This window comes from Streptomyces sp. NPDC007856 (assembly GCF_042868225.1).
Taxonomy (GTDB): domain Bacteria; phylum Actinomycetota; class Actinomycetes; order Streptomycetales; family Streptomycetaceae; genus Streptomyces.
In genome coordinates this window covers 199,907-222,922 of sequence record NZ_JBIAEC010000002.1, presented here as the reverse complement: position 1 = coordinate 222,922, position 23,016 = coordinate 199,907, and the positions used below count along the sequence as shown (strand labels likewise).

The 23,016-nt window shown below is 70.0% G+C and carries 18 protein-coding genes; 11 read left to right on the top strand and 7 right to left on the bottom strand.

Translation table 11 applies throughout. From position 1 onward, the window contains the following. Positions 1-65 precede the first annotated feature (65 nt). The 3 genes from ACFYOH_RS05430 to ACFYOH_RS05420 all read left to right on the top strand — a co-directional run bounded on the left by ACFYOH_RS05430 (position 66) and on the right by ACFYOH_RS05420 (position 2,297). Positions 66-704: a cell division protein SepF gene (locus ACFYOH_RS05430; protein WP_388621432.1), complete on the top strand. Its 639-nt coding sequence runs from the start codon at positions 66-68 to the stop codon at positions 702-704. Positions 705-766: 62 nt separating this feature from the next. Then, the gene (locus ACFYOH_RS05425; RefSeq protein WP_055707297.1) at positions 767-1,054 is read left to right on the top strand and encodes a YggT family protein; all 288 of its coding nucleotides are present in this window, start codon (positions 767-769) and stop codon (positions 1,052-1,054) included. Positions 1,055-1,109: 55 nt separating this feature from the next. After that, a complete protein-coding gene (locus tag ACFYOH_RS05420; protein WP_388621430.1) occupies positions 1,110-2,297 on the top strand; it encodes a DivIVA domain-containing protein in 1,188 nt (395 codons plus the stop codon). 161 nt (positions 2,298-2,458) lie between these two features. On the opposite strand, the gene ileS is transcribed toward ACFYOH_RS05420, so the two are convergent. Next, complete coding sequence (ileS, locus tag ACFYOH_RS05415; RefSeq protein WP_388621428.1) at positions 2,459-5,602, bottom strand: isoleucine--tRNA ligase; 3,144 nt, start codon at positions 5,600-5,602, stop codon at positions 2,459-2,461. A 605-nt stretch (positions 5,603-6,207) separates the two neighbouring features. On the opposite strand from ileS, the gene ACFYOH_RS05410 reads away from it, so the two are divergent. The 6 genes from ACFYOH_RS05410 to ACFYOH_RS05385 all read left to right on the top strand — a co-directional run bounded on the left by ACFYOH_RS05410 (position 6,208) and on the right by ACFYOH_RS05385 (position 12,412). Beyond that, positions 6,208-7,725 (top strand): histone H1-like repetitive region-containing protein, encoded by a 1,518-nt coding sequence (locus ACFYOH_RS05410; protein WP_388621426.1) that lies wholly within the window; start codon positions 6,208-6,210, stop codon positions 7,723-7,725. Positions 7,726-7,784: 59 nt separating this feature from the next. Continuing rightward, positions 7,785-8,417, top strand: coding sequence for a signal peptidase II (gene lspA, locus ACFYOH_RS05405; RefSeq protein ID WP_388621424.1), 633 nt, complete (start codon positions 7,785-7,787; stop codon positions 8,415-8,417). 72 nt (positions 8,418-8,489) lie between these two features. Continuing rightward, the gene (locus ACFYOH_RS05400) at positions 8,490-9,434 is read left to right on the top strand and encodes an RluA family pseudouridine synthase (RefSeq protein ID WP_388621422.1); all 945 of its coding nucleotides are present in this window, start codon (positions 8,490-8,492) and stop codon (positions 9,432-9,434) included. Continuing rightward, complete coding sequence (locus tag ACFYOH_RS05395) at positions 9,431-9,898, top strand: GNAT family N-acetyltransferase (RefSeq protein ID WP_388621420.1); 468 nt, start codon at positions 9,431-9,433, stop codon at positions 9,896-9,898. Before ACFYOH_RS05400 ends, ACFYOH_RS05395 begins: the two co-directional genes overlap by 4 nt. 96 nt (positions 9,899-9,994) lie before the next feature. Then, positions 9,995-11,581, top strand: a complete 1,587-nt coding sequence (locus ACFYOH_RS05390; RefSeq protein ID WP_388621418.1) for a Na+/H+ antiporter — start codon at positions 9,995-9,997, stop codon at positions 11,579-11,581. Between the two features lie 90 nt (positions 11,582-11,671). Then, entirely contained in the window at positions 11,672-12,412 is a 741-nt protein-coding gene (locus ACFYOH_RS05385; protein WP_388621416.1) for an SDR family NAD(P)-dependent oxidoreductase, read from the top strand. Here ACFYOH_RS05385 and ACFYOH_RS05380 read toward each other — a convergent pair. Next, on the bottom strand, positions 12,384-13,457 hold the full coding sequence (locus ACFYOH_RS05380) for a mechanosensitive ion channel family protein (RefSeq protein ID WP_388621414.1): 1,074 nt from the start codon (positions 13,455-13,457) through the stop codon (positions 12,384-12,386). The genes ACFYOH_RS05385 and ACFYOH_RS05380 overlap by 29 nt on opposite strands. Positions 13,458-13,561: 104 nt before the next feature. Between ACFYOH_RS05380 and ACFYOH_RS05375 the strand changes: the two genes are divergently transcribed. Beyond that, the gene (locus ACFYOH_RS05375) at positions 13,562-14,140 is read left to right on the top strand and encodes a dienelactone hydrolase family protein (RefSeq protein WP_388621412.1); all 579 of its coding nucleotides are present in this window, start codon (positions 13,562-13,564) and stop codon (positions 14,138-14,140) included. A gap of 7 nt (positions 14,141-14,147) precedes the next feature. Here the strand turns inward: ACFYOH_RS05375 and ACFYOH_RS05370 are convergent, their stop codons facing one another. From ACFYOH_RS05370 to ACFYOH_RS05355, 4 genes are all read right to left on the bottom strand, one after another. Beyond that, positions 14,148-15,818: an alkaline phosphatase D family protein gene (locus tag ACFYOH_RS05370; protein ID WP_388621410.1), complete on the bottom strand. Its 1,671-nt coding sequence runs from the start codon at positions 15,816-15,818 to the stop codon at positions 14,148-14,150. 94 nt (positions 15,819-15,912) lie between these two features. Continuing rightward, on the bottom strand, positions 15,913-16,725 hold the full coding sequence (locus ACFYOH_RS05365; RefSeq protein ID WP_388621408.1) for a DsbA family protein: 813 nt from the start codon (positions 16,723-16,725) through the stop codon (positions 15,913-15,915). Positions 16,726-16,857: 132 nt separating this feature from the next. Continuing rightward, positions 16,858-17,547 (bottom strand): hypothetical protein, encoded by a 690-nt coding sequence (locus ACFYOH_RS05360; RefSeq protein WP_388621406.1) that lies wholly within the window; start codon positions 17,545-17,547, stop codon positions 16,858-16,860. A gap of 67 nt (positions 17,548-17,614) precedes the next feature. Further along, on the bottom strand, positions 17,615-18,940 hold the full coding sequence (locus ACFYOH_RS05355; protein WP_388621404.1) for a DUF2252 domain-containing protein: 1,326 nt from the start codon (positions 18,938-18,940) through the stop codon (positions 17,615-17,617). A 209-nt stretch (positions 18,941-19,149) separates the two neighbouring features. On the opposite strand from ACFYOH_RS05355, the gene dnaE reads away from it, so the two are divergent. Beyond that, a complete protein-coding gene (gene dnaE / locus ACFYOH_RS05350) occupies positions 19,150-22,689 on the top strand; it encodes a DNA polymerase III subunit alpha (protein WP_388621402.1) in 3,540 nt (1,179 codons plus the stop codon). A gap of 83 nt (positions 22,690-22,772) precedes the next feature. Here dnaE and ACFYOH_RS05345 read toward each other — a convergent pair whose 3' ends face one another. After that, the gene (locus ACFYOH_RS05345) at positions 22,773-22,949 is read right to left on the bottom strand and encodes a hypothetical protein (protein ID WP_228622693.1); all 177 of its coding nucleotides are present in this window, start codon (positions 22,947-22,949) and stop codon (positions 22,773-22,775) included. Positions 22,950-23,016 lie beyond the last annotated feature (67 nt).

The following is a 23,016-nucleotide window of genomic DNA, read 5'->3' as shown; positions in this document are numbered from 1 at the left end:
ACCTCGTGGATCGCGGGCACTTGGCAGTCGTCAGTCGATCCACCACAGAGCGGAGGACTCAGAGCATGGCCGGCGCGATGCGCAAGATGGCGGTCTACCTCGGCCTCGTGGAGGACGATGGGTACGACGGCCGCGGATTCGACCCCGACGACGACTTCGAGCCCGAGTTGGACCCGGAGCCCGAGCGGGATCATCGACGGCACGAATCGTCACACCAATCGCACAGAGATCAGTCCCAAAGGGACGAAGAGGTGCGAATCGTGCAACCGCCCGCGCCGCGCGAGCCGGTGGTCCGATCGACTTCGCTCGCCGCGGAATCCGGGCGTCCGGCGCGCATCGCGCCCGTGGCGTCCATCACACCAGAACGTCAGTCCCTGGAGAAGAACGCACCGGTGATCATGCCCAAGGTTGTGTCCGAGCGAGAGCCTTACCGGATCACCACGCTGCACCCGCGGACTTACAACGAGGCCCGTACCATCGGGGAACACTTCCGTGAGGGCACCCCGGTGATCATGAATCTGACTGAGATGGATGACACAGACGCGAAGCGACTTGTCGACTTTGCGGCCGGTTTGGTGTTTGGTCTTCACGGCAGCATCGAGCGGGTGACGCAGAAGGTGTTCCTGTTGTCTCCTGCTAACGTCGATGTCACGGCGGAGGACAAGGCCCGCATCGCAGAGGGCGGGTTCTTCAACCAGAGCTGAGACACAGGCAACCGGATCGAGGCTCGGAAGAGCATGGAACAGGGGAGAGGGAAGCGCAGACCATGAGCGTGTTCGTCACGGTGGTCCACACCGCGCTGCTGGTGTTCCTCGCCGTGCTCATCTTCCGGCTCGTGATGGATTATGTGTTCCAGTTCGCCCGCTCGTGGCAACCCGGCAAGGCGATGGTGGTCGTACTGGAGGCCACCTACACTGTCACCGATCCACCGCTGAAGCTTCTGCGGCGGTTCATCCCGCCGTTGCGTCTCGGGGGCGTGGCGCTCGACCTGTCCTTCTTCGTACTGATGATCATCGTCTACATCCTCCTCTCCATCACGGGGAGCTTCATGTGATGAGGGTGGACGATACGGTCTTGCCGACTGCCGATGACTACGTTGAGGTGAAGAGATGCCGTTGACCCCCGAGGACGTGCGGAACAAGCAGTTCACGACCGTCCGCCTCCGAGAAGGCTATGACGAGGACGAGGTCGATGCCTTCCTCGACGAGGTCGAAGCCGAACTGACCCGCCTGCTCCGCGAGAACGAGGACCTGCGCGCCAAGCTGGCCGCGGCGACCCGTGCGGCCGCGCAGAACCAGCAGAACATGCGCAAGGGCCCGCCGGAGCAGGACCAGCAGCCGCACCCGCAGCAGCAGGGCATGCCCCAGCAGGGCATGCCTCAGCAGGGCATGCCTCAGCAGGGCATGCCTCAGCAGGGCATGCGAGGTCCCGGCGCTCCGGTGCCCGCCGGCATATCGGGCCCGCCGCAGCAGCAGATGGGTGGCCCCATGGGTGGCCCGCCCCAGCTGCCGAGCGGCGCCCCGCAGCTGCCCGCCGGTCCCGGCGGTCAGGGCGGCCCGCAGGGTCCCGGTCCGATGGGCCAGGGTCCGATGGGTCAGGGCCCGATGGGCGGCCAGCCGCCCATGCAGCAGATGGGTGGCCCGATGGGCGGCCCCATGGGCGGCCCCATGGGCGGCCCGATGGGCGGCCCCGGGCAGGGCCCGGGTGGCGACAGTGCCGCCCGTGTCCTCTCGCTGGCCCAGCAGACCGCCGACCAGGCGATCGCCGAGGCCCGCTCCGAGGCCAACAAGATCGTCGGCGAGGCCCGCAGCCGTGCCGAGGGTCTGGAGCGTGACGCCCGTGCCAAGGCCGACGCCCTGGAGCGGGACGCGCAGGAGAAGCACCGCGTCGCGATGGGCTCCCTGGAGTCCGCCCGCGCCACGCTGGAGCGCAAGGTCGAGGACCTGCGCGGCTTCGAGCGCGAGTACCGCACGCGCCTGAAGTCGTACCTCGAGTCCCAGCTGCGCCAGCTGGAGACCCAGGCCGACGACTCCCTGGCCCCGCCGCGCACCCCGGCGACCGCGTCGCTGCCGCCGTCCCCGGCGCCTTCCATGGCTCCGGCCGGCGCCCCGTCCTACGGTGGCAACCAGACGATGGGCGGCAACCCCGGTCCGTCCGCCCCGTCCTACGGCGGCCAGCAGCAGATGACCCCGGCCATGACCCAGCCCATGGCCCCGGTCCGCCCGCAGGGCCCGTCCCCGATGGGTCAGGCACCCTCGCCGATGCGCGGGTTCCTGATCGACGAGGACGACAACTGAGCATCGGGCACTAGTACGACAACGGCGTCGGCAGCGCTCAATAGGGCGGGCTCCCAGGACTTCGGTCCCGGGGGCCCGCCCTTTTTACGCGGGTTGAGTGAAGAAACAGCAGGGCCCGGCCTCCGAGACGGAGACCGGGCCCTTCGCAGCGGGTTCGGCGCTTACGCCTTCCGCAGCCGGAACGTGAGAGACAGCCCCTCGTCGGCGAACGGCTCACCAAAGCTGTCGTCGCCCTCGCCCTGCTGGAAGTCCGTCGACAGAACCTCCTCGGCGATCAGCTCACTGTGCTCGGCCAGCGCAGCGACCACCGCGGGGTCGGTCGACACCCAGCGCAGAGCGATCCGGTCGGCCACATCCAGGCCGCTGTTCTTCCGGGCCTCCTGGATCAGCCGGATCGCGTCACGGGCCAGGCCCGCCTGCCGCAGCTCCTCGGTGATCTCCAGGTCCAGCGCCACCGTGGCGCCCGAGTCGGAGGCCACGGACCAGCCCTCACGCGGGGTCTCGGTGATGATCACCTCGTCGGGAGCGAGGGTCACCGTCTCACCGTCGACCTCCACCGAGGCCGTGCCCTCCCGCAGCGCGAGGGAGAGCGCGGCCGCGTCGGCGGCGGCGATCGCCTTGGCCACGTCCTGCACCCGCTTGCCGAACCGCTTGCCCAGCGCGCGGAAGTTGGCCTTGGCGGTGGTGTCCACCAGGCTGCCGCCGACCTCGGACAGCGACGCCAGTGAGGAGACGTTCAGCTCCTCGGTGATCTGCGCGTGCAGCTCCGGGTCCAGGGACTCGAAGCCGGTCGCGGCGATCAGCGCGCGGGACAGCGGCTGACGCGTCTTGACGCCCGACTCCGCGCGCGTGGCCCGGCCCAGCTCCACCAGCCGGCGGACCAGGACCATCTGCTTCGACAGCTCCGGGTCGATCGCCGCCAGGTCCGCCTCCGGCCAGGAAGCCAGATGCACGGACTCCGGCGCGCCCGGGGTCACGGGCGCGATCAGGTCCTGCCACACCCGCTCGGTGATGAACGGCGTGATCGGCGCCAGCAGCTTGGTGACCGTCTCCAGCACCTCGTGCAGCGTGCGCAGCGCGGCCTTGTCGCCCTGCCAGAAGCGGCGGCGCGAACGGCGGACGTACCAGTTCGAGAGGTCGTCGACGAACGCGGACAGCAGCTTGCCGGCCCGCTGGGTGTCGTACGCCTCCAGGGACTGCGTCACCTGGTCGGTGAGCGCGTGCAGCTCGGACAGCAGCCAGCGGTCCAGCAGCGGGCGCTCGGCCGGGGCCGGGTCGGCCGCGCTGGGCGCCCAGTCCGACGTACGGGCGTACAGCGCCTGGAAGGCCACCGTGTTCCAGTACGTCAGCAGGGTCTTGCGGACGACTTCCTGGATGGTGCCGTGGCCGACACGCCGTGCCGCCCAGGGGGAGCCGCCCGCCGCCATGAACCAGCGCACAGCGTCCGCGCCGTGCTGGTCCATGAGCGGGATCGGCTGCAGGATGTTGCCCAGGTGCTTGGACATCTTGCGGCCGTCCTCGGCCAGGATGTGGCCCAGGCAGACGACGTTCTCGTACGACGACTTGTCGAAGACCAGCGTGCCGACGGCCATCAGCGTGTAGAACCAGCCGCGGGTCTGGTCGATCGCCTCGGAGATGAACTGCGCCGGGTAGCGGCTCTCGAACAGCTCCTTGTTCTTGTACGGGTAGCCCCACTGCGCGAACGGCATCGAGCCCGAGTCGTACCAGGCGTCGATGACCTCGGGCACGCGCGTGGCCCTCTTGCCGCAGCCGTCGTGGCGGCAGGCGAAGGTGACCTCGTCGATGTACGGCCGGTGCGGGTCCAGGCCCGACTGGTCGGTGCCCGTCAGCTCGGTCAGCTCCGCGCGGGAGCCGACGCAGGTGAGGTGGTCGTCCTCGCAGCGCCAGATCGGCAGCGGGGTGCCCCAGTAGCGGTTGCGGGACAGCGCCCAGTCGATGTTGTTGCTCAGCCAGTCGCCGTACCGGCCGTGCTTGACCGTGTCCGGGAACCAGTTGGTCTTCTCGTTCTCCTGGATCAGGCGGTCCTTGATCGCCGTCGTGCGGATGTACCAGGACGGCTGCGCGTAGTAGAGCAGCGCGGTGTGGCAGCGCCAGCAGTGCGGGTAGCTGTGCTCGTACGCGACGTGCTTGAAGAGGAGGCCGCGCTGCTGCAGGTCCGCGGTGAGCTTTTCGTCCGCCTTCTTGAAGAAGACGCCGCCGACCAGCGGGACATTCTCCTCGAAGGTGCCGTCCGGGCGGACCGGGTTCACGACGGGCAGGCCGTAGGCGCGGCAGACCTTGAGGTCGTCCTCACCGAAGGCGGGGGACTGGTGGACCAGACCCGTACCGTCCTCGGTGGTGACGTAGTCGGCGTTCACCACGTAGTGGGCCGGCTCCGGGAACTCCACGAGCTCGAACGGACGTTGATACGTCCAGCGCTCCATCTCGGCGCCGGTGAAGGTCTGGCCCGTGCTCTCCCAGCCCTCGCCGAGTGCCTTGGCGAGCAGCGGCTCGGCGACGACGAGCCTCTCCTCGCCGTCGGTGGCGACGACGTAGGTGACATCCGGGTGCGCGGCGACCGCCGTGTTGGACACCAGGGTCCAGGGGGTCGTCGTCCACACCAGGAGGGCGGCCTCGCCGGCGAGCGGACCGGAGGTGAGCGGGAAACGGACGTAGACGGACGGGTCGACGACCGTCTCGTAGCCCTGCGCCAGCTCGTGGTCCGACAGGCCGGTGCCGCAGCGCGGGCACCAGGGGGCGACGCGGTGGTCCTGGACCAGCAGGCCCTTGGTGAAGATCTCCTTCAGCGACCACCAGACCGACTCCACGTACTCGGGGTCCATGGTCCGGTACGCGTCGTCCAGGTCGACCCAGTAGCCCATGCGGGTCGTGAGCTCGGCGAAGGCGTCCGTGTGCCGGGTCACGGACTCACGGCACTTGGCGTTGAACTCGGCGATGCCGTACGCCTCGATGTCCTGCTTGCCGGAGAAGCCCAGCTCCTTCTCGACGGCCAGCTCCACGGGCAGGCCGTGGCAGTCCCAGCCGGCCTTGCGGGCCACGTGGTAGCCGCGCATGGTGCGGAAGCGCGGGAAGACGTCCTTGAAGACGCGCGCCTCGATGTGGTGGGCGCCGGGCATGCCGTTGGCGGTGGGCGGGCCTTCGTAGAACACCCATTCCGGGCGGCCCTCGGACTGCTCCAGGCTCTTGGCGAAGATCTTCTGCTCGCGCCAGAAGTCGAGCACGGCGTGCTCAAGAGCGGGCAGGTCGACCTGTGCGGGCACCTGGCGGTACGTCGGCGCTGTCATCTGCGAGCATCCTCCAACGGACTTGCTGCCTTCCGTCGGAGGGACGAGAGCCTTCGATCCTGCCTACGCCGTCTGCGGCGCGCTCCCGCGGTACCACCCTCCTTGGCCCTCCGCCACGCCCTACGCGTCGGTGAGCCCCCTCATTGGGGTCGCGAAGCCGGCTCTACTCGCCGTGGCCTGCTGGCTGCGGCTTTCTTCCGGCGGCTCCGGGGTGATCTTCACGTCGCGCTCGCCCCCGGGCTCTCACCGTCCCCGGGTCGCTCTGGGCTGCGTACGCCGCTACTCGTCCCCATCCACGCTTTTCGCTCCGCCCAGTGTACGGCGCCGCGCGGACAGCGGCCGACCGGTTTTCCGCGCGGTGCGGCCGCCGGCCGAGTGACGGTCCGGGATGACCCGAATGGCCAGGTGGCGGGCGCCCGGGTCCGGGCGGGCCCGGGCCGGCGGATTACCCGGCGGGGAGTTGGGCACAACGGATGCAGGCCCGCTGCGCGGGGAGTGCGGGCGGGCGAATCGGGCGGTGTGCCCCGTTGCCGCGGGACTCAAGTCGATTTATCGTCCCAGAACGATTCGCGAGCAACATCACAGTATGTGAAGGGGTCGCGGCCATGGTGGCGAAAAGGACCGCCGTACAGCAGCCGGCGACCGGCCGGCGCGGGGGCGCGATTGCCTCCGGCGGCGAGGCCAGGGCAGTGGACGGCAGGAAGCGGCCGACCGCGGAGAGGGGCGCGCAGCCGGCCGCGAGGAAGACGGCGCTGAGGGCGACGGCCGTGAAGGAGCCGGCCGCCGGGAAGACGGCCGCGCGGAAGACCGCGGCGAGGGATCCGGCCTCCGAGGAGAAGGCGCCCAGAAAGTCCGTGGACAAGGCGCTGACGGCCGAGGACGAGACCGCCGTCAAGAAGACGGCCGCCAGGAAAACTGCCGCCAAGAGGACGGCCGCCGAGAAGTTGGCCGCCGAGGAGTCGGCTGCCGAGAAGGGGGCCGCTGAGAAGGTGGCCGCCGGGAAGCCGGCGGGCAAGGAGGCGGCTGTCGAGAAGGTGGCTGCCGGAAAGTCGGCGGGCAAGGGGGCGGCTGTCGAGGAGGTGGCTGCCGGGAAGGCGGCTGCCGGGAAGTCCGCGGGCAAGGAGGTGGCTGCCGGAAAGTCGGCGGGCAAGGGGGCGGCTGTCGAGGAGGTGGCTGCCGGGAAGGCGGCGGGCAAGGAGGCGGCTGTCGAGGAGGTGGCTGCCAGGAGGTCCGCTGGCAAGGAGGCAGGCGCCAAGAAGGCGGCCGGGAAGATGGCGGCCGGGTCGGCCAAGAAGGCGACCGGAAAGGAGACCGCCGACAGGAAAACCGCCGCCAGGGAGAGGCCGGCCAAGAAGGCGGTTGGCAAGAAGGCCGGCGGCGAGAAGACGTCGGCCCGGAAGGCGGTCGCCGCAGACGGGGTGGCGGTGGCGGCCGAGGCGGCCCCGAAGAAGCCAGTGGCAGAGAAGTCCGGTGGAAAGAAGCCGGCGGCGAAGGGAGCGGCGCAGGAGACGGCCGTCAAGAAGGCGCCGGCCCGGAAGGCCGGCGGCAGGAAGGTGGCCGCGAAAGGCGTCTCCACGGAGGCGGCCGACACGAGCAGGGCCAAGAAAGCGGGCGCGGCGCGGGCCGCGGAGCAGACGGGAGCCACGACAGTGGTTGCGAAGAAGACTCCTGGCACGGCCACGGCGGAGACCGCCCTTCCGAAGGCGCGGGTCGGCGCGGCGGAGCCCGGCGAGCTGGCGGTGCGCCCCGGTGAGGACCCCTGGACCCCGGAAGAGGTCGCCGAGGCCCGTGCCGAGCTGCTGTCCGAGGTGGAGCGGTTGCGCACCGAGATCAGCTCCTCCGAGGCCTCCCTCGCGGGCCTGATGCGGGACTCCGGGGACGGCGCCGGAGACGATCAGGCCGACACCGGCACCAAGAACATCACCCGCGAGCACGAGCTGGCGCTCGCCGCCAACGCGCGCGAGATGCTGGTCCAGAACGAGCACGCCCTGGAGCGGCTGGACGCGGGCACCTACGGCCTGTGCGAGAACTGCGGCAACCCCATCGGCAAGGCCCGGATGCAGGCCTTCCCCCGGGCCACGCTGTGCGTCGAGTGCAAACAGAAGCAAGAACGCCGCTCCTGACTGTGCGGGGCCGTGCCGTAGTCTCGTCCTCAGTCAGGCACCTAGGTTGAGGGACTCACGTGGCAGAGGCGGAGCGCATCATCGGTACGCCGGACACCCCGGACGACGGCGGCGAGCGGACGGCTGCGGCCGGCTCCGGTGCGTCCACCCCGGCCGCCGCGTCCGGCGCGGGCGGGCAGGAGGCCCCGGCCGAGGCCCGGAGTGGTCGTGGGCGCCGGATCGCCCTCCTGTTCGCGGTGGCCGCGTTCGCGTACGCCCTCGATCTGATCAGCAAGCTGCTCGTGGTCGCCAAGCTGGAGGGCCATGAGCCGATCAGGCTGGTCGGGGACTGGCTGGAGCTGAACGCCACCCGCAACCCGGGTGCGGCCTTCGGCTTCGGCGCGGCCTTCACGATCATCTTCACCCTGATCGCCGCGGCCGTGATCGTGGTGATCATGCGCCTGGCCCGCAAGCTCTACAGCTATCCCTGGGCCATCGCGCTCGGCCTGCTGCTCGGCGGCGCCCTCGGCAACCTGACCGACCGGATCTTCCGGTCGCCCGGCGTCTTCGAGGGCAAGGTCGTGGACTTCATCGCGCCCAAGGGCTTCGCCGTGTTCAACCTGGCCGACTCGGCGATCGTGTGCGGCGGCATCCTGATCGTCCTGCTGTCCTTCCGGGGCCTGGACCCGGACGGCACCATCCACAAGGACTGAGGCCGGGGCGTCCGCAGGCGGTTTTCCACAGGCTCGTGCGGGCCGCTGCCACCCGTCCGGCATACTCGACGGGTGAGCACGATTCCCGAGATCCGCACCCTGCCCGTGCCCGACGGCCTGGAGGGCGAGCGCGTCGACGCCGCCATCTCCCGCATGTTCGGCTTCTCCCGCACCAAGGCGGCGGAGCTGGCCGCGGCCGGCAAGGTCCAGGTCGACGGCACGGTGGCCGGCAAGTCCGATCGGGTGAGCGGCGGCGCCTGGCTGGAGGTCGAGATGCCGCAGGCGCCCGCGCCGGTGCAGGTGGTCGCCGAGCCGGTCGAGGGCATGGAGATCGTGCACGACGACGAGGACGTGGTCGTGATCGTCAAGCCGGTCGGCGTGGCCGCGCATCCGTCGCCGGGCTGGAGCGGCCCGACCGTCATCGGCGGTCTCGCCGCCGCCGGGTATCGGATCTCCACCTCCGGCGCGGCCGAGCGCCAGGGCATCGTGCACCGCCTGGACGTGGGCACCTCGGGCCTGATGGTGGTCGCCAAGTCGGAGCGGGCGTACACCTCGCTCAAGCGCCAGTTCAAGGAGCGCACGGTCGACAAGCGCTACCACACCCTGGTCCAGGGCCACCCGGACCCGACGAGCGGCACGATCGACGCGCCCATCGGCCGCCACCCGAACCACGACTACAAGTGGGCGGTCACGGCCGACGGCAAGCCCTCGGTGACGCACTACGACCTCATCGAGGCCTTTCGCGCCGCCTCCCTGCTGGACGTGAAGCTGGAGACCGGCCGCACCCACCAGATCCGCGTCCACATGTCCGCCCACCGCCACCCCTGCGTCGGCGACCTCACCTACGGCGCCGACCCCACCCTGGCCAAGCGGCTGCACCTGACCCGCCAGTGGCTGCACGCCGTGCGCCTCGGCTTCGAGCACCCCGGGGACGGCCAGTGGGTGGAGTTCGAGAGCGTCTATCCCGCGGACCTGCAGAAGGCACTCGACCAGGTCCGCGAGGAGACGTACGCGTGAGCGCGCCGTACACCGTCCGGGTCGCCGAGGACCGCGCCGACCGCGAGGCCTGCTTCGCGGTCCGCAAGGAGGTCTTCGTCCGAGAGCAGGGCGTCGACGAGACCATCGAGTACGACGCCTACGACGCGGTCGCCGTGCATGTCCTCGCGGTCCGCGAGGACGGTGTGCCGCTCGGCACCGGGCGGCTGCTGCACGGCGAGGCCGCGGCGGCGAAGACCGGCGGGGATGCCTCGGTGGGCTCCCTGGGGCGGCTCGCAGTCGCCCGTGAGGCCCGCGGGCTGGGCGTCGGCGTGGCCCTGGTGCGGGCCATCGAGGAGGCGGCACGCGCGCGTGGCCTCACCGCGGTGGACCTGCACGCACAGACCCACGCGCTGGGCTTCTACGAGTGCCTCGGCTACGCGGCGTACGGCCCGGAGTTCCCCGACGCCGGCATCCCGCACCGGGCGATGCGCCGGGAGCTGTAGAAGCCCGCGCAGCGCCCTGCGGCGGCAGGCGTTCGGGCGGGTCGGATGGCAGGCTTGAGGCTTGCCGTGTGACCGTCGACCCCCGGAGCGCCGGCCGTGGACCAGTTGGCTCTGCTGTTCGTCCTGCTGCTCGGGGCCCTGGTGAGCGTCCCGGTGGGGGACCGGTTCGGGGTGCCGGCGCCGGTGCTGATGACCCTGTTCGGCGGCGTCCTCGCGGTGGCCGACTTCGTGCCGAACGTGAACATCCCGCCGGAGCTGATCCTGCCCGGGCTGCTTCCGCCGCTGCTCTACGCCGCGGTGCGGCGCACCTCCTGGCGGCAGTTCGCGGCCAACGTCCGCCCGATCCTCCTGCTGGCCGTCGCGCTGGTGTTCGTCACGATGGTGTGCGTGGCGTTCGTCGCCGGCGCGATCGTGCCGGGACTGCCCATCGCCGCCGCCTTCGCGCTCGGCGCGCTGATCGCCCCGCCCGACCCGGTCGCCGCGACCAGCGTCGCCGGGCAGCTCGGGCTGCCGCGCCGGCTGGTGTCGATCCTGGAGGGCGAGGGGCTCTTCAACGACGTCACCGCCATCGTGCTGTACCACGTGGCGATCGCCGCCGTCGTGAGCGGCTCGTTCTCGGCGTGGCGGGCCGGGGTGGACCTCGTGCTGTCCGCCGTCGTCGCGGTGGCCGTGGGCCTGGTGCTCGGCTGGGGCGCGAACAGGCTCATGGACCTGCTGGGTGATCCGACCCTGCAGATCGGCATGACCCTGCTGGTGCCGTACGCCTCCTACGTGCTCGCGGAGAAGCTGCACGGCTCCGGGGTGCTCGCGGTGCTCACCACCGCGCTGTTCCTCGCCGAGTACGCCACCGACGCCGACGACGTGATGACCCGGCTGGCCGGGCACACCTTCTGGGACATCATCGACACCCTGGTCACCGGTGTGGCGTTCGGGCTCATCGGCCTCGAACTGCACAACGCCATCCGCACGGCCCAGGGGCGCTGGGGCGAGCTGCTGGGCTGGGCCGCCGCCGTGGTGGGCGTGGTGATCGTCGTACGGCTGGTGTGGCTGCTGCCGGCGACCTGGCTGACCAAGCGGCTGCACGCGCGGCGGGACTACGACGAGGAGATCCCGGTCAGCTGGCGGGAGACCGTCGTGATGTGGTGGTCCGGAATGCGCGGGGTGGCCTCGGTGGCGCTGGCGCTGGCCATCCCGCTGAAGACCGACGCCGGCTCCCCGTTCCCCGACCGCGACGAGATCGTCTTCATCGCCTTCGGGGTCATCATCGTCACGCTGGTCCTGCAGGGGCTCACGCTGCCGTCCCTCGTGCGGTGGCTCGGGGTGCGGGCCGACTCCGAGCGGGAGAAGGAGTTCGAGAAGGAGCTGGCGGTGCGGGCCGCGAGGGCGGCCAAGCGCAGACTCCGGGAGATCGAACAGGTGGAGGACCTGCCCGAGGAGCTGTCCGAGCAGATGCTGCGGCGTGCCTTCGACATCGGGATCCGGATCAGTCCCGACATGGGGGAGGAGGAGCGGCGGGAGGCGCAGCACCAGCGGGCCAGGCGGCTGAGGCGGGTACGGAACATCCAGAACGAGATGCTGAGCGCGGCGCGGCACGAGGTGCTGGCGGCGCGGAGCGAGCCGGGGGCGGATCCGGAGATCGTGGACCGGGTGCTCAGGCATCTCGACGTGCGCAGTCTGCGGTGAGCTGAGCCCTGTGCAGGAAAAGTCATATGAACATGGCGTACCTGTGGATAAATACCGGCATCGTCGGCCGATCACTCCTACTCTCGGATCATGACTCGCAACATCGTGATCAGTGGTGGCGGTACGGGCATCGGGCTGGCGACGGCGCAGACGTTCGCGGCGGACGGCGACCGGGTGCTGTTGCTGGGGCGGCGCGCGGAGGTGCTGGAGAAGGCCGCGGTGCCCGGCTCCCTCACCTATGCGGCCGACCTGACGCAGCCGGCGGACGTACGGGGCGCAGCAGAGTTCGTCGCCCGGGAACTCGGCACCGTGGACGTGCTCGTGCACAGCGCCGGAGGCGCCGGGGGCCAGCATCCGCCGACCGGTGGTGAGGACCCTCTGGAGCGGGTGGCCCACGCCTGGACCGACAACTTCCGGCTCAATACCCTGACCGCCGCTCTGCTCACGGAAGCCCTGAAGGACCGGCTCGCCGAACCGGGCGGGCGGGTGCTGTTCATCTCGTCCATCGCCGCCTACCGGGGTTCGGGCAGCGGCGCCTACGCGGCGTCCAAGGCCGCGCTGCACCCGTACGCACACGATCTGGCCCGGCAGCTGGGACCGCACGGCATCACCGTGAACGTGGTCGCGCCGGGCTTTGTCGAGGACACCGAGTTCTTCGGTGACTCGATGGACGAGGCCCGGCGGGCGCAGCTCATCGCGGAGACCTCGACCGGACGTGCCGGGATACCGGGAGACGTGGCCGCGACGCTGCACTGGCTGGCCTCGCCCGGCGCCGCGCACGTCACCTCACAGGTCATCCAGGTCAACGGCGGTGCGGAACGCGGACACTGACGGGCTCCGTGGGAGGCCGCACCGCATCGGCGGTGTTGACCCGGGGCAGCGCGTAGGGGTGCTCCGCCGCCAGCCAGGTGATCATCTGCTCGCGGACCGTGACCCGCACCGTCCAGATGTCGTCGGCGTCCTTCGCGGTCATCAGGGCCCGCACCTGGACGGTGTTGGGCGTGCTGTCCGTCATCACGAGCCCGTAGGCGCGGCCGTCCCAGGCGGGGCTCTCACGCAGGATGTCGCGCAGCTTCTCGCGCATCGCCTCGATGGGCGCGCAGTGGTCCAGGTGCCAGAAGACGGTGCCGGTCATCTGCGGGGTGCCCCGCGACCAGTTCTCGAAGGGTTTGGAGGTGAAGTACGACACCGGCATGGTGATCCGGCGCTCGTCCCAGGTCCGTACCGTCAGAAAGGTCAGGGTGATCTCCTCGACCGTGCCCCACTCGCCGTCCACGACCACCGTGTCACCGATGCGCACCATGTCCCCGAAGGCGATCTGCAGTCCGGCGAACATGTTGGACAGGGTCGACTGGGCGGCGACACCGGCCACGATGCCGAGGAGACCCGCCGAGGCCAGCAGCGAGGCACCGGCCGCGCGCATCGCCGGGAAGGTCAGCAGCATGGCGGCGATCGCCACGACGATGACGATCGCCGACACCACCCGCATGATCAGCTCCACCTGCGTGCGCACGCGGCGCACCCGGGCCGGATCCCGGTGCGCGCGGGCGTAGCGGCTGTAGGTGGTCTCGACGATCGCCGCGGCGATGCGGATCACCAGCCAGGCGGCGGAGCCGATCAGCACCAGTGTCAGGGCCCGGCCGATGCCGACCTGGTGCCGCTCAAGCAGCTTCGCCTGGTCGTAGGACCCGCGGAGCAGGGCTGCGCAGAGCACGAGCTGGTAGGGGATGCGGCCGCGGCGCAGCAGCTCCCACAGCGGTGAGTCGTGGTCGCGTTCGTCGGCCTTGCGCAGCAGCCGGTCGGTGGCCCAGCCGACGGCCAGCGTGAGCAGCACCGAGCCGCCGATCACGATCACGGGGCGGACTAGGTTCTCCATGCCCCCGCTTCTAACCGGTGTCCGGCGGGCATGAACATGTGAGTTTGGCGTGTTCCCGGCTCCGGCGGCTCCGGCGATCTCGCACCGGCTGGCACCATGGCCTCATGAACATCATGCTTTTTCACTCGACCTACGGCCTCAGGCCCGCGGTGCGCGAGGCCGCGGACCGGCTGCGCGCGGCCGGCCACGAGGTGTGGACGCCGGACCTCTTCGAGGGGCGCACGTTCGACACCGTCGAGGAGGGCATGGAGTTCAAGGAGTCGCTCGGCAAGGAGGAAGTGCTGAAGCGGGCCGTGCTGGCGGCGGCCCCCTACTCGGACCGCGGACTGGTGTACGCCGGGTTCTCGCTCGGCGCCTCGATCGCCCAGACCCTCGCCCTCGGCGACGACAAGGCGCGCGGGCTGCTGCTTCTGCACGGCACGTCGGACATCGCGCCGACGGCGCAGGTGGACGAGCTGCCGGTGCAGCTGCATGTGGCCGAGCCGGATCCGTTCGAGACGGACGACTGGCTGACCGCCTGGTATCTGCAGATGGGCCGCGCCGGAGCCGACGTGGAGGTCTACCGCTACGCCGGCGCCGGGCACCTCTACACCGACCCCGGGCTGCCCGACTACGACGCCGAGGCCGCCGAGGCCACCTGGCGGGTGGCGCTCGGCTTCCTCGACGGCGTGCAGTCCGGATAGCCGCCCGCTACACCGGGTCGTAGGTCCGCTCGACCTTCTGCGTGCCGCTGCGGGTGCGGTAGGAGCGCACCCACTGGGAGGTCGCGTTCTGTTCGGTGCGGTCGGACAGGACGTAGTAGTCCATCTGCGCGCGGTCGGCGGTGATGTCCAGCACGCCGTAGCCGTGCCGGTCGGTGTCCACCCAGTGGACGTGCCGGTTGGCGACCTCGATGAGCGGCGCGGCGACGGCGGAGACCGTGCCCTCGCGGACCTTGACCATGTCGTCGAGGTTGTCGGAGGTCACCGAGGTGATCACGAACTCGGTGGCCGCCGACGGCGACAGCGGATAGGTGCCCGCGTCCACCGGCACGTCGTTGGCCCAGGACATGTGGATGTCACCGGTGAGGAAGACGGTGTTGCCGATGCCGTTCGAGCGCAGGTGGTCGAGGAGTTCGCGGCGGTCGTGGGTGTAGCCGTCCCACTGGTCGGTGTTGACGCCGATGCCGTCCTGCGGCAGATCGAGCAGCTTGGCGAGCGGCTTGAGGAGGTCGGCGGTGAGGGAGCCGATGACGAACGGCGCGATCATCACAGAGTTGCCGACCAGCCGCCACTTGGTGTCCGAGGCCTTCAGCCCGGCCTTCAGCCAGTCGAGTTGGGCGCGCCCGGTGATCGTGCGGTTCGGGTCGTCCACCGAGCCGCTGCCCGCGGACGCCTGCTGGGAGCGGAAGGAGCGCAGGTCCAGCAGGGACAGGTCGGCGAGCTTGCCGAAGCGCAGCCGCCGGTAGGTGGTGCCCTCGATCGCGGGGCGGACCGGCATCCACTCGAAGTAGGCCTGCTTGGCGGCCGCCTTGCGGGCGGTCCAGGTGCCCTCGGCGCCCTCGGTGTGGTTGACCGCGCCGCCCGACCAGGCGTTGTCGGCGAACTCGTGGTCGTCCCAGATGGCGACGACCGGCACCTTCAGATGCAGGGCCTGGAGGTCGGGGTCGGTCTTGTACTCCGCGTGCCGGATCCGGTAGTCGGCGAGCGTGATGATCTCGTTGACCGGTGCGTGCGGGCGGACGACCGTGCCGCGCGCCGCGTACTCGCCGGACTTGTACTCGTAGATGTAGTCGCCGAGGTGCAGCCAGGCGTCCAGGTCGCTCCGGGCCGCGAGGTGGCGGTAGGCGGCGAAGTAGCCGGCCTCCCAGTTGGCGCAGGTGACCACGCCGAAGCGGAGGTTCGCCACGGTCGCGTCCGTCGCCGGCGCGGTGCGGGTGCGCGCCACCGGGGAGTCGGTGCCGCCGGCCGAGAAGCGGAACCAGTAGTCGGTGGCCGGCTGCAGGCCGCGGACGTCGGCCTTCACGGTGTGGTCGGAGGCGGCGGTCGCGGTCACCGAGCCCTTGGCGACGATGCCGGTGAACGCCTTGTCCCTGGCGACGACCCAGCTCACCTCGGTGTCCGGGCCCACCCCGGAGCCGGGTACGGCGTCGGGGGTCGGGGTCACCCGGGTCCACAGCAGGACGCCGTCGGGCAGCGGGTCACCGGAGGCGACACCGTGCAGGAAGGCGGGGGCCTGGTCGGCGGCGCGCGCCGGAAGGGAGGCGGCGAGCGGGCCGGCCAGCACAGCGGTTGCCGCCGCGGCCTTGACGATTGTACGGCGGCGGGGCGAGAGGGAGTTGAGGCCTTCGGCGGCCGAAAGTGATCTTTTTCGACTGGTCACGACCGGTCAGGTTACTGACCGGTACGCACACAAGAGCGGGCGAACTCGAATGTTCGCCCGCTCTTCACGGGAAGGACGGATTCCGCCCGGGGTGTCAGCCCTTGAGCGCCGCGTCGACGGCCTTGTCGAATTCGGCCACGGTCATGGGCGGGTTCTTGCCGTCGGCGCCCGTCAGCGTCTTGCCGTCCATCTTCAGGGTCGGGGTGCCCTGGATGCCGTCCTTGTCGAAGATCTTGGACTCCTCCAGCGCCCACCGGTCGTAGGTGCCGTCCTTCACGGCCTTCTGGAACGCCGCGTTGCCCTTCAGGGCGGGGACCGTGTCGGCGATCTTGATCAGATAGGCGTCGTCCTTGAACTTGTCGTCGTTCTCGTCGGGGTGCCACTTCGTCGAGTACATGGCGGACTTGTACTCGAGGAACGCCTCCGGGCTGACGTTGAGCGCGGCGCCGAGGGCGCTGAGCCCGTTCTTGGAGCCCACACCGGGCAGGTTCTTGTCGAGGAAGGTGGCACCGACGTACCGGAGCTTGAACTTGCCGTCGTCTATGTCCTTCTTCACGGTCGAACCGACCGTCTGCTCGAACTGCGCGCAGACCGGGCAGCGCGGGTCCTCGTAGATGGTGAGGGTCTTCTGGGCGGTGCTCTTGCCGATGACGACGGTCGTGCCGTCCGCGCCCGAGGTGTTGGCCGGCTTCACGAGCGGCTTGGTCTTCGCGGCGTCCCACCCGGTGGGCGTGTTCGCCTGGACCACCGCATAGCCGATGCCGCCGGCCGCGGCCAGCACGGCCACGACCGAGGCGGCCACGATGACCTGCCGCTTCGCCTTGTCGCGCTTGGCCTGCCGCTCGCGCTCCTCGCGCAGCCGCTCCCGCGCCGCCGTCTTCGCCGACTGACTGTTCCGCTTGCTCATGTCGATGTTCTCCGTGTGGGACGCGCACATGCCGTACGCGGGATACGTGTGGGGGACTGGGTGTGCTCAGATGCCGTCGCGCGGACGCACTCGATGGGCGCTGCCCGGTCGGCGTCGCTCAGGTGGTGCCGCTCAGCCGGCGGCGAGAGCGGGCGAGCACGGCGGTCCACGCCGTCCCAGAGAGTGCACGAGAAGCCGGTCGCGGGCGGCGGCCCGGCGCGGGGCCGGGCGCGGCAGCCGGCGCGCCGGGGTCAGCCGGACGGCGACCGCGGCGACCGCGAGCAGCAGCGGCCGGAAGGTGGTGGCGGCGACCGCGCGCAGCAACTGCATCAGCGCCCGCTCGCCCCGGCGCAGCCAGGCGGCGGCGAGCAGACCCACGCCGACGTGCGCGGCGAGCAGCAGCCAGGCCGCCGCCGGGCTGGCGTGCGCGAGCAGCGCCGCGGGACGGCCGTGGGCCCCGGTCATCTGGGCCAGCGGGGAGCCGACGGCACCGCCCTGGCACAGCACGTCGAAGCCGAACGCGTGCAGGGGGCCGGTGACCGGGCCGCCCGCCCTGCCGTAACAGGTGTTCTGGCCGGTGGTGAACACCGTGTCGGCGGCCAGTTCCAGCGGGATCAGCAGGGCCGCGATCCGGCCGAAGCCGCGCTCGCGGCCCGCCAGCGCATACGCGGTGGCGAACACCGCGGTGGCGACCGCGAGCACGGTCGCCACCGGCAGCGGGGCCCGGGACAGCAGCACGTGCGACGCGGTGCTGAGCGTCACGACGACAGCCGTGAACAGCGCCGCGCGCACGGTTCTGAGCTGGATCCCGGATATGTCCATAGCGAGAGAAAGTCTGGCACGTAGCCGAGTAAGGGACCCTTAAAGGGTGCCTGTGAGTACGGGAAGGTTACAGCCCCGGAATCCGGCCGTTGCGGAACAGGTCGACGAAGATCTGGTGGTCGGCACGCGCGCGTGCGCCGTAGCCGTGCGCGAAGTCCACCAGGAGGGGCGCGAAGCCCTCCTCGTCGGCGGCGATGGCCGCGTCGATGGCCCGCTCGGTGGAGAACGGCACCAGGGACTCGCCGGAGGTGTCGTCCGCCGCCGCGTGCATCGTCGCCGTGGCCCGGCCCAGGTCGGCGACGACCTGCGCGATCTCCTCCAGGTCGTCGATGTCGCCCCAGTCCAGGTCGACGGCGTACGGTGAGACCTCGGCCACCAGCTGGCCCGCGCCGTCCAGCTCGGTCCAGCCCAGCCACGGGTCGGCGTGCGCCTGCAGGGCGCGCTGGGAGATCACCGTGCGGTGGCCCTCGTGCTGGAAGTAGCCGGCGATGACCGGGTCCGTGATGTGCCGGGAGACGGCCGGGGTCTGGGCCTGCTTGATGTAGATCACGACGTCGTTCTCCAGGGCGTCGCTGTGGCCCTCCAGCAGGATGTTGTACGACGGCAGGCCCGCCGAGCCGATGCCGATGCCGCGGCGGCCGACGACGTCCTTCACGCGGTAGGAGTCCGGGCGGGCCAGGGAGGAGTCCGGCAGCGTCTCCAGGTAGCCGTCGAAGGCCGCGAGGACCTTGTAGCGAGTGGCCGCGTCCAGCTCGATGGAGCCGCCGCCCGGCGCGAAACGGCGCTCGAAGTCCCGGATCTCCGTCATCGAGTCCAGCAGCTCGAAACGGGTCAGCGAGCGGGCGGCGCGCAGGGCGCCCAGCAGCGGGCCCTCGGCGGTGTCCAGGGTGAACGGCGGCACCTCGTCGCTCTTTGCGCCGGTGGCCAGGGCGTGGATCCGCTCGCGGTACGCGCCCGCGTAGACGCGCACCAGCTCGGTGATCTGTTCGTCGCTGAGCGCCTTCGCGTACCCGATGAGCGCGATCGACGCCGAGAAGCGCTTCAGGTCCCAGGTGAAGGGGCCGACGTAGGCCTCGTCGAAGTCGTTGACGTTGAAGACCAGGCGGCCGTTGGAGTCCATGTACGTGCCGAAGTTCTCCGCGTGCAGATCGCCGTGGATCCACACGCGCGAGGTGCGGTCGTCCAGGAATGGACCACCGCGCTTGTCGGCGTCCAGGTCGTGGTAGAAGAGGCACGCCGTGCCCCGGTAGAACGCGAACGCCGAGGCCGCCATCTTCCGGAACTTCACCCGGAACGCGGCCGGGTCGGCGGCCAGGAGCCGGCCGAAGGCGGTGTCGAAGACGGCGAGGATCTCCTCGCCGCGCTGCTCGTCGTTGAGCTGGGGGAACGACATCGCTGGGTGCCTCCTGGTGCTTTCCGTGCATACCTGTACGACAGCGTTTCTGCCGTCTCCAACGGGCGACGCCATGCAGGAGTGCCCGGTTCCCGCATGAAGGTACGCAGGGATCCCCCGCCTGTGTCAGTCCCGGGGCATAGACTTCGACGCTGACCCCAGAACTGTCCGCCCGCCCGCCACCCACCGTTTCCGTTGGAGGCCATACCGTGTCAAAGCCGCCCTTCACGCACCTGCACGTCCACACCCAGTACTCGCTGCTGGACGGTGCCGCGCGGCTCAAGGACATGTTCAACGCCTGCAACGAGATGGGCATGACGCACATCGCCATGTCCGACCACGGCAACCTGCACGGGGCGTACGATTTCTTCCATTCCGCGAAGAAGGCCGGAGTCACCCCGATCATCGGGATCGAGGCATATGTCGCCCCCGAGTCCCGGCGCAACAAGCGCAAGATCCTCTGGGGCCAGCCGCACCAGAAGCGGGACGACATCTCCGGTTCCGGTGGTTACACCCACAAGACGATGTGGGCCGTGAACAAGACCGGTCTGCACAACCTGTTCCGCCTCTCCTCCGACGCCTACGCCGAGGGCTGGCTGCAGAAGTGGCCCCGGATGGACAAGGAGACCATCGCCCAGTGGTCCGAGGGCATCGTCGCCTCCACCGGCTGCCCCTCCGGCGAAGTGCAGACCCGGCTGCGCCTCGGCCACTTCGACGAGGCCCTGAAGGCCGCCGCCGACTACCAGGACATCTTCGGCAAGGACCGGTACTTCCTGGAGCTGATGGACCACGGCATCGAGATCGAGCGCCGGGTCCGCGACGGCCTGCTGGAGATCGGCAAGAAGCTCGGCATCCCCCCGCTGGTCACCAACGACTCGCACTACACCTACGCGCACGAGGCGGGTGCCCACGACGCCCTGCTGTGCATCCAGACCGGCAAGAACCTCTCCGACCCGGACCGCTTCAAGTTCGACGGCACCGGCTACTACCTGAAGTCCACGGACGAGATGTACGCCATCGACTCCTCGGACGCCTGGCAGGAAGGCTGCGCCAACACGCTCCTCGTCGCCGAGATGGTCGACACGGACGGCATGTTCGAGAAGCGCGACCTCATGCCCAAGTTCGACATCCCGGAGGGCTACACCGAGGTCACCTGGTTCAAGGAGGAGGTCCGCCGCGGCATGGAGCGCCGCTACCCGGGCGGCATCCCCGAGGACCGCCAGAAGCAGGCCGACTACGAGATGGACGTCATCATCTCGATGGGCTTCCCCGGCTACTTCCTCGTGGTCGCCGACTTCATCATGTGGGCCAAGAACAACGGCATCGCCGTCGGCCCCGGCCGAGGCTCCGCGGCCGGCTCGATCGTCGCCTACGCCATGGGCATCACCGACCTCGACCCGATCCCGCACGGCCTGATCTTCGAGCGGTTCCTCAACCCCGAGCGCATCTCGATGCCCGATGTCGACATCGACTTCGACGAGCGCCGGCGCGTCGAGGTGATCCGGTACGTGACCGAGAAGTACGGCGCCGACAAGGTCGCCATGATCGGCACCTACGGCACCATCAAGGCCAAGAACGCGATCAAGGACTCCGCGCGCGTGCTGGGCTACCCGTACGCGATGGGCGACCGCATCACCAAGGCCATGCCCGCCGACGTCCTCGGCAAGGGCATCCCGCTGTCCGGCATCACCGACCCCAGCCACCCCCGCTACAGCGAGGCGGGCGAGGTCCGCGGGATGTACGAGAACGAGCCGGACGTGAAGAAGGTCATCGACACCGCGCGCGGCGTGGAGGGCCTGGTCCGGCAGATGGGTGTGCACGCCGCCGGCGTGATCATGTCCAGTGAGACCATCACCGAGCACGTCCCGGTGTGGGTCAGGCACACCGACGGCGTGACCATCACCCAGTGGGACTACCCGAGCTGTGAGTCGCTCGGCCTGCTGAAGATGGACTTCCTGGGCCTGCGCAACCTCACGATCATGGACGACGCGGTCAAGATGGTGAAGGCCAACAAGGGCCTCGACATCGACCTGCTGTCCCTGCCGCTCGACGATCCCACGACCTTCGACCTGCTCCAGCGCGGCGACACCCTCGGCGTCTTCCAGTTCGACGGCGGCCCCATGCGGTCCCTGCTGCGGCTGATGAAGCCCGACAACTTCGAAGACATCTCCGCCGTGTCGGCCCTGTACCGCCCGGGCCCGATGGGCATGAACTCCCACACCAACTACGCCCTGCGCAAGAACGGGCAGCAGGAGATCACGCCGATCCACCCCGAGCTGGAGGCGCCGCTCAAGGAGGTCCTGGACGTCACCTACGGCCTGATCGTCTACCAGGAGCAGGTGCAGAAGGCCGCCCAGATCATCGCGGGTTACTCGCTCGGCGAGGCCGACATCCTCCGCCGAGTGATGGGTAAGAAGAAGCCCGAGGAACTGGCGAAGAACTTCACCATCTTCCAGGCCGGCGCCCGCAAGAACGGCTACAGCGACGAGGCCATCCAGGCCCTGTGGGACGTGCTGGTCCCCTTCGCCGGCTACGCCTTCAACAAGGCGCACTCCGCCGCGTACGGCCTGGTCTCCTACTGGACCGCCTACCTCAAGGCGAACCACCCCGCCGAGTACATGGCCGCGCTCCTGACCTCCGTCAAGGACGACAAGGACAAGTCGGCGGTCTACCTGAACGAGTGCCGCCGCATGGGCATCCGCGTGCTGCCGCCGAACGTCAACGAGTCCGAGTCCAACTTCGCCGCCCAGGGCGACGACGTGATCCTCTTCGGCCTCTCCGCCGTCCGCAACGTCGGCACCAACGTCGTCGAGTCGATCATCAAGTGCCGCAAGGCGAAGGGGAAGTACGCCTCCTTCCCCGACTACCTCGACAAGGTGGAGGCGGTGGTCTGCAACAAGCGCACCACGGAATCGCTCATCAAGGCCGGCGCCTTCGACACCATGGGGCACACCCGCAAGGGCCTCATCGCGCAGTACGAGCCGATGATCGACAACGTGGTCGCGGTCAAACGCAAGGAGGCCGAGGGGCAGTTCGACCTCTTCGGCGGCATGGGGGAGGACACCAGCAGCGAGCCCGGCTTCGGACTCGACGTGGAGTTCGCCACCGACGAGTGGGACAAGACCTATCTGCTCGCCCAGGAGCGGGAGATGCTCGGTCTGTACGTCTCCGACCATCCGCTCTTCGGCCTGGAACACGTCCTCGCCGACAAGGCCGACGCGGGCATCGCCCAGCTCACCGGCGGCGAGCACGCCGACGGCGCGGTCGTCACCATCGGCGGCATCATCTCCGGTCTGCAGCGCAAGATGACCAAGCAGGGCAACGCCTGGGCGATCGCCACCGTCGAGGACCTCGCCGGCTCCATCGAGTGCATGTTCTTCCCGGCGACCTACCAGCTGGTGTCCACCCAACTCGTCGAGGACGCCGTGGTGTTCGTCAAGGGACGCCTCGACAAGCGCGAGGACGTGCCCCGGCTCGTCGCCATGGAGCTGATGGTCCCGGACCTGTCCAACGCGGGCACCAACGCGCCGGTGATCCTCACCATCCCGGCCGTGAAGGTCACTCCGCCCATGGTCAGCCGCCTCGGCGAGATCCTCAGCCACCACAAGGGCGACAGCGAGGTCCGCATCAAGCTCCAGGGCCCGCGCAAGACCACCGTGCTGCGCCTGGACCGGCACCGGGTCAAGCCCGACCCCGCGCTCTTCGGCGACTTGAAGGTGCTGCTCGGCCCCTCCTGCCTGGCCGGCTGACGCCGTACCCGACGCCGGCACGCACGAAGGGGCGCACCCGCCAAGGGTGCGCCCCTCCTGCGTGCCTGGGCTTCAACTGCCCTTTAGTTGTGGCCGAAGCTCTTTCGCTTCTTGCCTGCAACATCCGCGGGACTGCCCTGGATGTGCGACACCGGTGACTCGTGAGCCTCCGTCTGCCGCTGCGCGTGCTCCTGGCTCTGCTCGGCGTGCGACGCGCGGTTCTGCGGGCCGGCCTGCTTGCGGTTCTTGTTCTTGGCCATGGTGATCTGCCTCCTGTGGGGGATCTAGGGGCCAGGGCCGGGACCAGATTCACATACGCTGACATCA